Source organism: Pseudomonas sp. C2B4, assembly GCF_013359695.1.
GTDB lineage: Bacteria > Pseudomonadota > Gammaproteobacteria > Pseudomonadales > Pseudomonadaceae > Aquipseudomonas.
Genome location: NZ_JABFMU010000032.1, coordinates 1 through 13238, shown reverse-complemented (window position 1 = coordinate 13238; position 13238 = coordinate 1). Strand labels below are relative to the sequence as shown.

Sequence of the window (13238 nt, the reverse complement as noted above, 5' to 3'; positions counted from 1 at the left end):
GCTCGCGAAAGCGGTGCGCCAGACAACTTCAATGTTGAATGTCAGTCAGCATTCGCGAGCAGGCTCGCTCCCACAAGTTACAGCGCTTTGACGGAGATGATTTCCACGTCAAAGGTCAGCGTCTTGCCAGCCAGCGGGTGGTTGAAGTCGATGGTCACTTGCGCGTCATCGAATTCTTTCACCACACCCGGCAATTCAGTATTGGCCGCATCGTTGAAGATCACCAGCAATCCCGGCGACAGGTCCATGTCCTGGAACTGCGAACGCGGAATGATCTGCACGTTTTGCGGGTTGGGTTGGCCGAAAGCGTTTTCCGGCTCAATGCTCAGCGTCCGCTTGTCGCCAGCCTTGAAACCGAACAGAGCCGCTTCGAAACCTGGCAACAGGTTGCCATCACCGACCTTGAAAGTCGCCGGGGCCTTGTCGAAGGTGCTGTCCACCGTGTCGCCGTTCTCCAGGCGCAATGCGAAATGCAAGGTGACTTCCGTGTTCTGGCCAATGCGTTGTTCAGCCAATACCTGTTCAGTCATGAACGGTTTCTCCGGTCTTTTTACTTTTGAACATATCCAGTGCCAGCATGACTGCGCCGACAGTGATAGCACTGTCGGCAAAGTTGAACGCAGGGAAGTACCAGCGGTTCTGCCAGTGCACCAGAATGAAATCGATCACATGGCCCAGGGCAATGCGGTCATAGAGATTGCCCAGCGCGCCGCCCAGCACCAGTGCCAGGGCGACTGCCAGCCAGGTTTCATTGCGTCCCAGACGCTTGAGCCAGACCACCAGCACCGCGCTGACCACGACTGCGATCAGGGCAAACAGCCAGCGCTGCCAGCCGGAGCTGTCAGCCAGGAAGCTGAAGGCCGCGCCGGTGTTGTAGGCCAGGGTCCAGCTGAAGTAATCGGGGATCACCACGATTTGCTGGTACATCGCAAGCTTGCCTTCGAAGTAGAACTTGCTGGCCTGGTCAATGACCAGGACCAGCAAACTCAACCAGAGCCAGCTCAGCCGTCCAAAACGGCCAACGGCATTAGGCATAGTGGCGAACCTCACCAGCACCGCTGATGTTGTCGACGCAACGACCGCAAATCTCCGGATGCTCCGGGTTCACGCCGACGTCTTCGCGGCAGTGCCAGCAGCGGGCGCACTTGGCGAAGGCCGACTTGACGATCTTCAGCTTCAGGCCGCCGACCTCGGTGACCACCGCATCGGCCGGCGCTTGCACGAAAGGCGCGACGCTGGCAGTGGACGTGATCAGAACGAAGCGCAGTTCGTTGCTCAACTTGGCCAGGTCGGCGCTCAGGGCGTCTTCGGCGAACAGGGTCACTTCGGCCTGCAGGTTGCCACCGACGGCCTTGGCCGCGCGCTGGATTTCCATCTCTTTGTTGACCGCGACTTTCACTTCCATGATGCGATCCCAGTAGGCGCGACCCAGCTCGAAGCCTTCCGGCAGCTCGGTCAGGCCTTCGTACCAGGTGTTCAGCATGACCGACTCGTTGCGCTCGCCCGGCAGGTATTGCCACAGCTCGTCGGCGGTGAACGCCAGGATCGGAGCGATCCAGCGCACCAGCGCTTCGGAAATGTGGAACAGCGCGGTCTGGCACGAACGACGGGCCTTGCTGTCGGCGCCGGTGGTGTACTGGCGGTCCTTGATAATGTCCAGGTAGAACCCGCCCAGCTCCTGCACGCAGAAGTTGTGGATCTTGGAGTAGACGTTCCAGAAGCGGTATTCGCCGTAGTGCTCTTGCAACTCGCGCTGCAGCAACAGGGTGCGGTCCACGGCCCAACGGTCCAGGGCCAGCATTTCATCAGCCGGCAGCAAATCGGTGGCCGGATTGAATCCGGTCAGGTTCGAGAGCAGGAAACGCGCGGTGTTACGGATACGCCGATAGGCGTCCGCACTGCGTTGCAGGATCTGCTCGGAAACCGCCATTTCGCCCGAGTAGTCGGTCGATGCGACCCACAGGCGCATGATATCGGCGCCCAGGGTGTCGTTGACCTTTTGCGGCGCAATGACGTTGCCCAACGATTTGGACATCTTGCGGCCGGACTCGTCGACGGTGAAACCGTGGGTCAGCAGCTCGCGGTACGGTGCGTGATTATCGATGGCGCAGCCGGTCAGCAGGGACGAATGGAACCAGCCGCGGTGCTGGTCCGAACCTTCCAGGTACAGGTCGGCGCGTGGACCGGTTTCGTGACCCACAGGGTGCGAACCACGCAGGACGTGCCAGTGCGTGGTGCCCGAGTCGAACCATACGTCCAGCGTGTCGCTGATCTTGTCGTACTGCGGCGCTTCATCGCCCAGCAGTTCGGCAGCGTCCAGCTTGAACCAGGCCTCGATGCCTTCGACTTCGACGCGCTTGGCGACTTCTTCCATCAGTTCTACGGTGCGCGGATGCAGTTCACCGCTTTCCTTGTTCAGGAAGAACGGGATTGGTACGCCCCAGTTGCGCTGACGGGAAATGCACCAGTCCGGACGGTTGGCGATCATGGAGTGCAGGCGCGCCTGGCCCCAGGCCGGGACGAACGTGGTGTCTTCAATGGCTTTGAGCGAACGCTGGCGCAGGGTATCGCCCGTGGTCGGCTGCTTGTCCATGCCGATGAACCACTGCGCGGTGGCGCGGTAGATCAGCGGGGTCTTGTGACGCCAGCAGTGCATGTAGCTGTGTTCGATGACCGTCGTATGCAGCAGCGCACCGACTTCGGTCAGTTTGTCGACGATGGCCGGGTTGGCCTTCCAGATGAACTGGCCGCCGAAGAACTCCAGCGACGGCACGTACACGCCGTTGCTTTGAACCGGGTTGAGGATGTCGTCGTTGACCATGCCGTACTTCTTGCAGGTCACGAAGTCGTCGACGCCGTAGGCCGGAGCGGAGTGAACCACGCCGGTGCCGGCGCCCAGCTCAACGTAGTCGGCCAGGTAAACCGGCGACAGGCGGTCGTAGAACGGGTGACGGAAATTGATCAGTTCCAGTGCCGAACCGGACGCGGTAGCGATCACCGAGCCTTCGACGCCGTAACGGGACAGGCAGGATTCGACCAGCTCTTCAGCCAGTACCAGCAACTTGTCGCCAACGTCGACCAGCGCGTAGTTGAATTCCGGGTGAACGTTCAGCGCCTGGTTGGCCGGGATGGTCCACGGCGTGGTGGTCCAGATCACGATCGAAGCCGGTTTGGCCAGCGATGCCAGACCGAAAGCGGCAGCCAGTTTGGCTTCATCGGCAATCGGGAAGGCCACGTCGATGGTCGAGGACTTCTTGTTCTCGTACTCGACTTCCGCTTCAGCCAGGGCCGAACCGCAGTCAAAGCACCAGTTCACCGGCTTCAAGCCCTTGAACACGAAACCGCCCTTGACGATTTCGGCCAAGGCACGGATTTCACCGGCCTCGTTCTTGAAGTCCATGGTCTTGTACGGATTGGAGAAATCGCCCAACACGCCCAGACGGATGAATTCGGATTTCTGGCCCTCGATCTGCTCGGTGGCGTAGGCCCGGCACAGTTCGCGGGTCTTGTCCGCGCCCAGGTTCTTGCCGTGGGTCACTTCGACCTTGTGCTCGATCGGCAGACCGTGGCAGTCCCAGCCCGGAACATAAGGCGCGTCGAAGCCCGACAGGGTCTTCGAGCGGATGATCATGTCCTTGAGAATCTTGTTCAGTGCATGACCGATGTGAATCGTGCCGTTGGCGTACGGAGGACCGTCGTGCAGGACGAACTTCGGACGATCCTTGCCAATCTCGCGCAACTTTCCGTACAGGCCAATGCTGTCCCAGCGCTGCAGAATCTGCGGTTCGCGCTGAGGCAGGCCGGCCTTCATTGGGAAGGCGGTGTCCGGAAGGTTTAGCGTGGCTTTATAGTCGGTCATTTAAGGCTCTTCATTAGCGATGGGCGCTAGGTGCGGCTAGTGCACGGGCGGCGGCGACATCCGCGTTGATCGCCGTTTTCAGCGCCTCCAGAGAGGCGAATCGCTGCTCTTCACGCAGCTTGTGGTGGAAAACCACCGTTAAACGCCGGTCATACAGATCGCCGGCAAAATCTAAAAGATGTACTTCCAGGTGGGCCTTGCCATCACCTTGAACCGTTGGCCGTACGCCGATATTGGCGACACCGGGCCAGGTCTTGCCATCGATCTCGACATCGACCAGGTAGACCCCGGTGAACGGCACGCGACGACGCTTGAGTTGTATGTTGGCGGTGGGTGTCCCCAACTGCCGGGCAAGTTTCTGGCCATGCAACACCCGACCGGCTATCCGGTACGGGCGACCGAGCAGGCGTTCGGCGAGGGCGAAATCAGCGGCAGCCAGCGCATTACGCACCTGGGTGCTGCTGACCCGGATGCCGTCCAGCTCGACGGTCCGCGCGGCTTCGACGGTAAAGCCCTGGATGACGCCGGCCTGTTGCAGGAAATCAAAATCCCCGACCCGGTCACAACCGAAACGGAAGTCGTCGCCGACTTCAAGGTGCTGCACGCCCAGGCCATCAACCAGAATGGTATCGACGAATTCGCTGGCGCTGAGCTTGCTCAGACGTTGATTGAACGCCAGGCACAACACCCGGTCGACGCCTTCGGCGGCCAGCAGCTGCAGTTTGTCCCGCAGGCGGGCCAGGCGGGCCGGGGCCGTGTCCGGAGCGAAGAACTCCCGTGGCTGTGGCTCGAAAATCACCACGCAGCTGGGCACGCCCAACTCGAGCGCACGCTCACGCAGTCGCGCCAGGATAGCCTGGTGACCACGGTGTACACCGTCAAAGTTGCCAATAGTGGCGACGCAGCCCCGATGCTGGGGGCGCAGATTGTGGAGGCCTCGAACCAGCTGCATAACGCGCTTCTTGCTCATAAAGTGGTCGATTATAACCACACCCGGCGGCCGACGACAGGCAACACCGTAACCCAAAGTGATCAAGCCGACAAAAATGCCGGCCCGCCCGTGCTTATCGAGGTTTTATCCTCAGCCCAGCGCCTTGCGATTGAAATCGCGCAAACGGAAGCCCATCAACACTAACATGCCGAAATACGCCACCACACCGGCGACCACCAAGGCACCCAGACGCAGGAAACGCTCAAGCATCTGCCCCTCGCCCCAAGCCGGCATAAAGTGCATCCCCGCCAACAATACGCCCGACATCACCGTCACCGCGATCACCAGCTTAAAGCCGAACTTCGCCCACCCCGGCTGGGGCTGATACATCTGCTGCTTGCGCAGCTGATAGAAGAGCAACCCCGCATTGAGGCAGGCGCCGGCGCTGATGGCGAGCGCCAGGCCGGCATGGGCCAGCGGACCGATCAGCAACAGGTTGAACAACTGGGTGACGACCAGGGTGAAGATTGCGATTTTTACCGGAGTCCGGATGTTTTGTTGCGCATAAAAGCCCGGGGCCAGCACTTTGATGACAATAATTCCGAGCAAACCGACCGAATAGGCGATCAGTGCCCGCTGAGTCATGGCCGCATCAAAGGCATTGAACTGGCCATACTGAAACAGTGAAACCGTCAGCGGCTCGGCCAGAATCCCCAACGCCAGGGCGCAAGGCAGCACCAGCACGAAACACAGGCGCAGACCCCAATCGAGGATCCGCGAGTATTCGTGACGATCCTTGCTGGCGTAAGTCTTGGCCAGGGTCGGTAGCAGAATCGTCCCCAACGCCACACCCAATACGCCAGACGGCAGCTCCATCAACCGGTCGGCGTAGTACATCCAGGACACGGAACCGGCAACCAGGAAGGAAGCGAAAATGGTGTTGATAATCAGCGAAATCTGACTCACCGACACGCCGAGAATGGCCGGCAGCATCTGCTTCATCACCCGCCAGACGCCGCTGTCCCGAAGATTCAGGCGCGGTAGCACCAGCATGCCGATTTTTTTCAGGTGCGGCAGCTGATAGAGCAACTGCGCCAAACCGCCCACCAGAACCGCCCACCCCAGCGCCATCACAGGCGGATCGAAGTACGGCGTCAGGAACAGAGAGAAGAAGATCATGCTGACGTTAAGCAGCGTCGGCACAAAGGCCGGCACTGAAAAGCGGTTCCACGTATTTAGGATCGCGCCAGCCAGTGAAGACAGGGAAATCAGCAAAATATAGGGGAAAGTCACCCGCAGCAGACTTGAGGTCAGCTCGAATTTTTCCGGGGTATCGGTAAAACCCGGCGCCGTGACCCAAATGACCCACGGCGCGGCAAGCATGCCCAAGGCCGTGACCAACGCCAGGACGAGCGTCAAAAGACCCGAGACGTAGGCAATAAACGTGCGCGTCGCCTCCTCCCCTTTCTGGCTTTTATATTCGGCAAGGATCGGCACGAATGCCTGGGAAAACGCCCCCTCTGCAAAGATGCGTCGCAACAGGTTGGGCAATTTGAAGGCAATAAAGAAGGCGTCCGTCGCCATTCCCGCGCCGAAGGTGCGCGCAATGAGGGTGTCACGAACGAACCCCAGAACCCGGGAAAGCATCGTGATAGAGCTGACGGCGGCCAACGATTTGAGCAGATTCATTGAAAGAGTGTGTGCCTGTCGATAAACAGCAGGCGAACTACGCGCCTACTTGTGCGATACTCCGCGCCGCAACAGCACAGAGCCAAAGCTCGCGAGTTTACAGGTCACACGCCGGAAAGAAATATCCCGTCGCACCACGCCTACCACTTAGCGGAACGTTTCAAGCGCCCTTGACAAGACTTCAACTCATCGGCATGATTCGCGGCCTATTTTGTTTGCTATTTCCTAAAAAGTCTTTCGAGGAGCTCGACGGTGGCCAACTCACCTTCCGCCAAAAAACGTGCAAAACAGGCTGAGAAGCGTCGCAGCCACAACGCCAGCCTGCGTTCCATGGTTCGTACCTACATCAAAAACGTAGTTAAGGCCATCGACGCAAAAGACGCTGCTAAAGCACAAGCTGCTTACGTTCTGGCTGTGCCAGTTATCGACCGTATGGCCGATAAAGGCATCATCCACAAGAACAAGGCTGCTCGCCATAAGAGCCGCCTGAATGGCCACGTAAAGGCCCTGAACGTTGCCGCTGCTGCCTAAGCGACCCGTTCATTAAAAAACCGACCTCAGGGTCGGTTTTTTATTGCCTGTGATTTGGTGAACTCGACAAAAAATGTGGGAGCGAGCCTGCCCGCGAAAGCAGTGCACCAGACACATGAATATTGAATGTGCTGCCGCCTTCGCGAGCAGGCTCGCCCCCACAGTGGATCTTCGCGAACCTCGGATTACTGGGCGTTCGCCCACGGCAAAATCGGTATCGCCGTTACCGCATTCTGCGGACTGCCCTCGATCAATCGATCGCTATAGACCAGATACACCAGTGTATTGCGCTTCTTGTCGAGGAAACGCACCACCTGCATGGTCTTGAACACCAGGGAAGTGCGCTCCTTGAACACTTCCTCCCCATCCTTCAGCTCACCCTTGAACTTGATCGGCCCGACCTGACGGCAGGCAATGGAAGCTTCGGCGCGATCTTCAGCCAAACCCAAGCCACCCTTCACACCGCCGGTCTTGGCGCGCGAAAGGTAGCAGGTCACACCCTCGACTTTCGGATCATCGAATGCCTCGACAACGATTCGATCGTTCGGACCAACAAACTTGAACACCGTCGATACCTGGCCGATTTCCTCGGCCGAAGCCAGCAATGGCATCGCCAACAGCAACCCCAATAGTCCTTTTGCCACACGCATTCAGGTATTCCTTCAGACCAGAATCAGGTTATCGCGGTGAACCAGTTCCGGTTCCGCCATGTAACCCAACAGACCGACAATCGCATCAGACGACTGACCGATGATTTTTTGCGCTTCCAGCGCACTGTAGTTAGCCAGGCCACGAGCGATCTCTCGACCATCCGGTGCTACGCACACCACCATCTCTCCGCGACGGAAGCTGCCCTGGACCAATTTCACGCCCACGGGCAGCAAACTCTTGTTGCCTTGGGACAACGCCGCCACCGCACCTGCATCCAGCACCAGCGTGCCACGGGTTTGCAGATGCCCGGCCAGCCACTGCTTACGCGCCGCCAGCATGCCGCGCTCGGGTGAAAGCAACGTACCGATGCGCTCGCCCGCCTTGAGGCGATCCAGCACACGCTCGAGGCGACCGCCAACAATGATCGTATGCGCCCCGGAACGCGCCGCCAGACGCGCCGCGCGCAATTTGGTCTGCATGCCACCGCGCCCCAGCGCTCCGCCGGTACCGCCCGCCACGGCGTCAAGCGCCGGATCATCGGCACGAGCCTCGTAAATCAGCTGGGCATCCGGGTTGTTGCGCGGATCGGCGTCGAACATGCCATCGCGATCCGTCAGGATCACCAGCAAGTCCGCCTCCACCAGGTTGGCCACCAGCGCCGCCAGGGTGTCGTTGTCGCCGAAACGGATTTCATCGGTGACCACGGTGTCGTTTTCGTTGATCACCGGGATGACTTTGAGCTCAACCAGCGCGCGCAGGGTGCTGCGGGCGTTCAGGTAACGCTTGCGGTCGGACAGGTCATCGTGAGTGAGGAGAATCTGCGCAGTGTGACGACCATGCTCGGCAAAGCTCGACTCCCAGGCTTGCACCAACCCCATTTGGCCGATTGCAGCTGCAGCCTGGAGCTCGTGCATCGCACTGGGTCGCGCGGTCCAGCCCAGACGGCTCATGCCGGCCGCCACCGCCCCGGAGGACACCAGCACCAGCTCGACACCCGCCTCATGCAAGGCCACCATCTGCTCTACCCAGACACCCATTGCCGCGCGGTCCAGCCCCTTGCCGTCCGCCGTCAGCAAAGCGCTGCCGATTTTCACGACCCAACGCTGCGCACCTGTCACCTTGCTCCGCATCATCTTCAACCTTAGCTTGAGGACAGCGCGACCTGGCACTGCCCGTGATGTTATTCGTGGCTATTCGTGACCAACGATTTCCAGATACTAAAACGCCGCTCGATTGAGCGGCGCTTAAGTTTATCGCAACGAATCAGTCACGCACGTAAATGATTTCCGGACCGTCTTCATCATCCACATCTTCTTCGTCCCAATCGTCATCACCGATGTCATGGACCGACTTCACGCCGCTACGGCGCAGAGCTCGCTGATCATCCAGCGCCTGCAACTGGGCACGGGCTTCATCTTCGATGCGCTGATCGAGCTCAGCCAACTCTTCCTTGTAGGCCGGGTCGTTGGCCAGGCGATCGGCACGATCTTCCAGGTAACGCATGATGTCGTGGCACAGACGCTCGGTGTTCTGCTTGGCGATGGCCGAGATCACGTAGACCGGACCAGTCCACTCCAGGCGATCGACGATCTCTTTGACGCGAGCATCGTGCTCCTCATCAAGAATCTGGTCGCACTTGTTCAGGATCAACCAACGATCACGCTCAGCCAGGGACGGACTGAACTTGGTCAACTCACTGACGATGACTTCTGCGGCGTCCGGGGCACTGGTTTCATCCAGCGGCGCCATGTCGACAAGGTGCAGCAGCAGACGCGTACGCGACAAGTGCTTGAGGAAACGAATCCCCAGGCCCGCGCCGTCGGAAGCACCTTCGATCAGACCCGGAATGTCCGCAACCACGAAGCTCTTCCAGCGATCGACACTGACCACCCCCAGGTTCGGCACCAGCGTGGTGAACGGGTAGTCGGCAACTTTCGGCTTGGCGGCCGATACTGAACGGATAAAGGTACTTTTACCGGCGTTCGGCAAGCCCAGCAGACCGACGTCCGCAAGCACCTTCATTTCCAGCTTCAGGTCACGCTGCTCGCCCGGCTTACCCGGCGTAGTCTGACGCGGAGCACGGTTGGTACTGGATTTGAAACGGGTGTTACCCAGACCGTGCCAGCCGCCGTGCGCAACCAGCAGCTTCTGACCAGCCTTGGTCAGGTCGCCGATCACTTCCTGAGTGGCAGAGTCGATTACCGTGGTACCAACAGGTACACGCAGGATCAGATCCTCCCCCTTCTTGCCGGTGCAGTCGGTACTGCCACCGTTGGAACCACGCTCGGCATCGAAGTGCCGGGTGTAACGGTAGTCCACCAGGGTATTGAGGTTTTCGTCAGCCATCATGTAGATGGAACCGCCATCACCACCATCACCGCCGTTAGGACCGCCATTTTCGATGAATTTTTCGCGACGGAAACTCATGCAGCCATTGCCGCCGTCACCAGCTTTCACTCGAATCGATACTTCATCAACAAACTTCATAACAAAACGCCTCTCGCCATACGGACGAGCCGAAAAACACTAAGACATAAGACTCTTGCAAAAATGAGCGCAGCGACCTCAATCAACGACCGCACAGTCCAGCGCGCCGACAGCCCATACAAACAGTTTTGCAAGAGACTCACCCCACAAACGAAAAAGCCCCGTCGCAAGACAGGGCTTTTCCAGCGATCGCGCAATTAAGCTGCGACTACGCTCACGTAACGACGACCGAAGGCGCCTTTTACTTCGAACTTGATCACGCCTTCGACTTTAGCGAAGAGGGTGTGATCTTTACCCATGCCTACGCCGTAGCCAGCGTGGAATTGGGTGCCGCGCTGACGCACGATGATGTTGCCTGCTTTGATAGCCTGGCCGCCATACATCTTCACGCCAAGGCGTTTGGCTTCTGAGTCGCGACCGTTACGGGTACTACCACCAGCTTTTTTGTGTGCCATGAGTTCAATTCTCCTAGTGAGGAATTAGGCTGTAATTAAGCCTGAATACCGGTGATTTTGATCTCGGTGTACCACTGGCGGTGGCCCATACGCTTCATGTGGTGCTTACGGCGACGGAACTTGATGATGCGGACTTTATCGTGACGACCTTGGGAGATCACTTCAGCCACAACGGTAGCGCCAGCAACAACTGGAGCGCCGATATTCACGTCGTCACCGTTGGCAACCAACAGAACGCGATCAAAGGTAACGGATTCGCCGGTAGCGACTTCCAGTTTTTCGATCTTCAGGTATTCACCTGGGGCGACTTTGTATTGCTTGCCGCCAGTAACGATTACTGCATAAGACATGGTATTTCTCCGATAATCCTGCTCACCCAGCTCTTTATAAGAAGAGGTATTGGCTGGCATGGCTGCATGGGGCTGGAAGGCCCGCTTGCAATTGCGTAAGGCAGGTGCTGCCCAGGAAGTTCAGGGTGCGCGATTGTACGCAAGCCACGAGCGCCTTGCAATAGGCCGTCCATCGCGCCTTGACAGGCCCGGACGTGGGTCCTAGCATGCCGCGCAACCCTTCTGGAGCGACTGTCGCTGATGCAACCCCAAGCTTTCTACCGCGCGGTGGCGGACGATTTTAGCGCCGTCGACGGCATCATCAAGAAGCAGCTGACTTCCCGAGTGCCGCTGGTGTCAAAAATCGGCGACTACATTACCTCGGCCGGCGGCAAACGTCTTCGACCCCTATTAGTGCTGCTGTGTGGCAAGGCCCTGGGTCGCGAAGGCGATGACATGCGCTTGCTGGCCGCCACCATCGAATTCCTGCACACCGCCACCCTGCTGCATGACGACGTGGTCGACATGTCCGGCATGCGCCGCGGCCGCTCCACCGCCAATGCCATGTGGGGCAATGCGCCCAGCGTGCTGGTGGGCGACTTCCTGTATTCGCGCTCCTTCGAAATGATGGTCGAACTGGGCTCCATGCCAGTCATGAAGATCCTTTCGCAAGCCACACGCATCATTGCCGAAGGCGAAGTGCTGCAGCTGTCGAAGGTCCGTGACGCCAGCACCACCGAAGAAACCTACATGGAAGTCATCCGCGGCAAGACGGCGATGCTTTTCGAAGCCTCGACCCACAGCGCTGCGGCCCTGGCCGGTGCAACGCCTGAACAGAGCGAAGCGCTGCGCACTTTCGGCGACCACTTGGGCGTGGCTTTCCAGCTGGTCGACGACCTGCTGGACTACAAAGGCGATGCAGAAACCCTGGGCAAGAACGTCGGTGACGACCTGGCCGAAGGCAAGCCGACCCTCCCGCTGATCTACACCATGCGTGAAGGTACGCCAGAGCAGGCAGCCCTGGTGCGCAAGGCCATTCAGAAAGGCGGCATTGAAGACCTGGAAAGCATCCGTGCAGCCGTGGAAGCCTCTGGCTCGCTGGATTACACCGCAAAGCTGGCCCGCGATTACGTGGCCCGCGCGATCAAATGCCTCGAAGCGTTGCCAGCCAGCGAGTATCGCGATGCGCTGGTCGAACTGAGCGAGTTTGCGGTCGCCCGCACTCACTGACAGCAATATCCCTTGTGGGAGCGAGCCTGCTCGCGAATGCATTTAGCCATTCAGCATTGAAGCTGACTGGCCCACCGCATTCGCGAGCAGGCTCGCTCCCACAGGTCATTCAAGGCTCCTCCCCCCTCCCTGCCTAAAACCCTATATAATGTGCGCTTTTTAGCGATCCTGACTTCAAGGAGCCTTAGTGAGCACGTTGCCACCCTGCCCGAAATGCAATTCCGAATACACCTATGAAGACGGCGCCCAGCTGATCTGCCCCGAGTGCGCCCACGAATGGTCCGCCAGCGGCGAAGCCGAAGCCGTGTCCGATGACGCCGTGAAAAAGGATTCGGTCGGCAACGTCTTGCAGGACGGCGACACCATCACCGTGATCAAGGACCTCAAGGTCAAGGGCACTTCCCTGGTGGTCAAGGTCGGCACCAAGGTCAAGAACATCCGCCTGTGCGATGGCGATCATGACATCGACTGCAAGATCGACGGCATCGGCCCAATGAAACTCAAATCCGAGTTCGTCAGAAAAGTATGATCCCGCTGTACGCCATTCCGCGCCCGACGCGGGATGGTGCCTCGCCCCTCCCCCGCATCACTTCACCGATCCTCGTAATAGCCAAACGCCACTAGATTTGACCTTACGCAATCTTTACCCGGAAAAAGCCACGATCCGCCAATAGACTCTTGCTATTTAATGAATAAGAATTATTCTCATTGAACCCCAATCAATGGAGATGAGACATGACTTATTTGATCGATGCCTGGCTGGATCGCCCACACCCTTACCTGAGAATCCTGCATCGGGAAACCGGTGAAGTCTGTGCGGTGCTTGAAGAAGAAGCCTTGAGTGAGCTGCAGGATCAAGGTGATCTGGATCTCAATGGCTTGAGTTCCAGCGAGCCGGTGGTGCTCAAGGAAGTGGTGAGAAACCTGTTTCTGTTCTGCTATGCACGGGCGTTGCGCCCGACCAGTGAACTGCACACAAAGATCGAAATATGAAAAACGCAAACCCCTGTAGGAGCGAGCTTGAACTGGTCAAGTAATCTTGGACACCCGTCAAGGTTCACGCCGCCAGTCTCTCT

General features: G+C 58.7%; 14 protein-coding genes. 4 read left to right on the top strand and 10 right to left on the bottom strand.

Features of this window, described 5'->3' with window-relative positions; genetic code table 11:
- Positions 1 to 77: 77 nt before the first annotated feature.
- From fkpB to murJ, 5 genes are all read right to left on the bottom strand, one after another.
- The gene (gene fkpB / locus HNQ83_RS19400) at positions 78 to 515 is read right to left on the bottom strand and encodes an FKBP-type peptidyl-prolyl cis-trans isomerase (protein WP_172668667.1); all 438 of its coding nucleotides are present in this window, start codon (positions 513 to 515) and stop codon (positions 78 to 80) included.
- A 7-nt stretch (positions 516 to 522) separates the two neighbouring features.
- The gene (lspA, locus tag HNQ83_RS19395; RefSeq protein ID WP_175390418.1) at positions 523 to 1035 is read right to left on the bottom strand and encodes a signal peptidase II; all 513 of its coding nucleotides are present in this window, start codon (positions 1033 to 1035) and stop codon (positions 523 to 525) included.
- Positions 1028 to 3859: an isoleucine--tRNA ligase gene (gene ileS, locus HNQ83_RS19390; protein WP_175390417.1), complete on the bottom strand. Its 2832-nt coding sequence runs from the start codon at positions 3857 to 3859 to the stop codon at positions 1028 to 1030. Before ileS ends, lspA begins: the two co-directional genes overlap by 8 nt.
- A 13-nt stretch (positions 3860 to 3872) precedes the next feature.
- A complete protein-coding gene (gene ribF, locus HNQ83_RS19385) occupies positions 3873 to 4811 on the bottom strand; it encodes a bifunctional riboflavin kinase/FAD synthetase (RefSeq protein ID WP_175390416.1) in 939 nt (312 codons plus the stop codon).
- Between the two features lie 129 nt (positions 4812 to 4940).
- A complete protein-coding gene (gene murJ, locus HNQ83_RS19380; RefSeq protein WP_175390415.1) occupies positions 4941 to 6479 on the bottom strand; it encodes a murein biosynthesis integral membrane protein MurJ in 1539 nt (512 codons plus the stop codon).
- A 252-nt stretch (positions 6480 to 6731) separates the two neighbouring features.
- Here murJ and rpsT point away from each other — a divergent pair, with 252 nt between their 5' ends.
- Positions 6732 to 7010: a 30S ribosomal protein S20 gene (rpsT, locus tag HNQ83_RS19375; RefSeq protein ID WP_007970922.1), complete on the top strand. Its 279-nt coding sequence runs from the start codon at positions 6732 to 6734 to the stop codon at positions 7008 to 7010.
- Between the two features lie 185 nt (positions 7011 to 7195).
- On the opposite strand, the gene HNQ83_RS19370 is transcribed toward rpsT, so the two are convergent.
- The 5 genes from HNQ83_RS19370 to rplU all read right to left on the bottom strand — a co-directional run bounded on the left by HNQ83_RS19370 (position 7196) and on the right by rplU (position 10953).
- Complete coding sequence (locus HNQ83_RS19370) at positions 7196 to 7660, bottom strand: CreA family protein (RefSeq protein ID WP_175390414.1); 465 nt, start codon at positions 7658 to 7660, stop codon at positions 7196 to 7198.
- A gap of 12 nt (positions 7661 to 7672) precedes the next feature.
- Entirely contained in the window at positions 7673 to 8791 is a 1119-nt protein-coding gene (gene proB / locus HNQ83_RS19365; protein WP_175390464.1) for a glutamate 5-kinase, read from the bottom strand.
- A 133-nt stretch (positions 8792 to 8924) separates the two neighbouring features.
- Positions 8925 to 10148 (bottom strand): Obg family GTPase CgtA, encoded by a 1224-nt coding sequence (cgtA, locus tag HNQ83_RS19360; protein ID WP_007970919.1) that lies wholly within the window; start codon positions 10146 to 10148, stop codon positions 8925 to 8927.
- A gap of 197 nt (positions 10149 to 10345) precedes the next feature.
- On the bottom strand, positions 10346 to 10603 hold the full coding sequence (gene rpmA / locus HNQ83_RS19355; protein WP_003281574.1) for a 50S ribosomal protein L27: 258 nt from the start codon (positions 10601 to 10603) through the stop codon (positions 10346 to 10348).
- 35 nt (positions 10604 to 10638) lie between these two features.
- On the bottom strand, positions 10639 to 10953 hold the full coding sequence (gene rplU, locus HNQ83_RS19350) for a 50S ribosomal protein L21 (RefSeq protein WP_007950961.1): 315 nt from the start codon (positions 10951 to 10953) through the stop codon (positions 10639 to 10641).
- Positions 10954 to 11193: 240 nt separating this feature from the next.
- Between rplU and HNQ83_RS19345 the strand changes: the two genes are divergently transcribed.
- From HNQ83_RS19345 to HNQ83_RS19335, 3 genes are all read left to right on the top strand, one after another.
- Entirely contained in the window at positions 11194 to 12162 is a 969-nt protein-coding gene (locus HNQ83_RS19345; protein WP_128605935.1) for a polyprenyl synthetase family protein, read from the top strand.
- A 187-nt stretch (positions 12163 to 12349) separates the two neighbouring features.
- Positions 12350 to 12691 (top strand): zinc ribbon domain-containing protein YjdM, encoded by a 342-nt coding sequence (locus HNQ83_RS19340; RefSeq protein ID WP_020798653.1) that lies wholly within the window; start codon positions 12350 to 12352, stop codon positions 12689 to 12691.
- Between the two features lie 206 nt (positions 12692 to 12897).
- Positions 12898 to 13155 (top strand): hypothetical protein, encoded by a 258-nt coding sequence (locus HNQ83_RS19335; RefSeq protein ID WP_175390413.1) that lies wholly within the window; start codon positions 12898 to 12900, stop codon positions 13153 to 13155.
- Positions 13156 to 13238: the final 83 nt, after the last annotated feature.

What these genes read in the sequence shown, in the direction of transcription:
- rplU (WP_007950961.1), bottom strand. Translation starts at nt 10,953, where the DNA reads ATGTCTTATGCAGTAATCGTTACTGGCGGCAAGCAATACAAAGTCGCC.
- rpmA (WP_003281574.1), bottom strand. Translation starts at nt 10,603, where the DNA reads ATGGCACACAAAAAAGCTGGTGGTAGTACCCGTAACGGTCGCGACTCA.
- HNQ83_RS19345 (WP_128605935.1), top strand. Translation starts at nt 11,194, where the DNA reads ATGCAACCCCAAGCTTTCTACCGCGCGGTGGCGGACGATTTTAGCGCC.
- proB (WP_175390464.1), bottom strand. Translation starts at nt 8,791, where the DNA reads ATGCGGAGCAAGGTGACAGGTGCGCAGCGTTGGGTCGTGAAAATCGGC.
- murJ (WP_175390415.1), bottom strand. Translation starts at nt 6,479, where the DNA reads ATGAATCTGCTCAAATCGTTGGCCGCCGTCAGCTCTATCACGATGCTT.
- ribF (WP_175390416.1), bottom strand. Translation starts at nt 4,811, where the DNA reads ATGCAGCTGGTTCGAGGCCTCCACAATCTGCGCCCCCAGCATCGGGGC.
- cgtA (WP_007970919.1), bottom strand. Translation starts at nt 10,148, where the DNA reads ATGAAGTTTGTTGATGAAGTATCGATTCGAGTGAAAGCTGGTGACGGC.
- HNQ83_RS19335 (WP_175390413.1), top strand. Translation starts at nt 12,898, where the DNA reads ATGACTTATTTGATCGATGCCTGGCTGGATCGCCCACACCCTTACCTG.
- HNQ83_RS19370 (WP_175390414.1), bottom strand. Translation starts at nt 7,660, where the DNA reads ATGCGTGTGGCAAAAGGACTATTGGGGTTGCTGTTGGCGATGCCATTG.
- lspA (WP_175390418.1), bottom strand. Translation starts at nt 1,035, where the DNA reads ATGCCTAATGCCGTTGGCCGTTTTGGACGGCTGAGCTGGCTCTGGTTG.
- ileS (WP_175390417.1), bottom strand. Translation starts at nt 3,859, where the DNA reads ATGACCGACTATAAAGCCACGCTAAACCTTCCGGACACCGCCTTCCCA.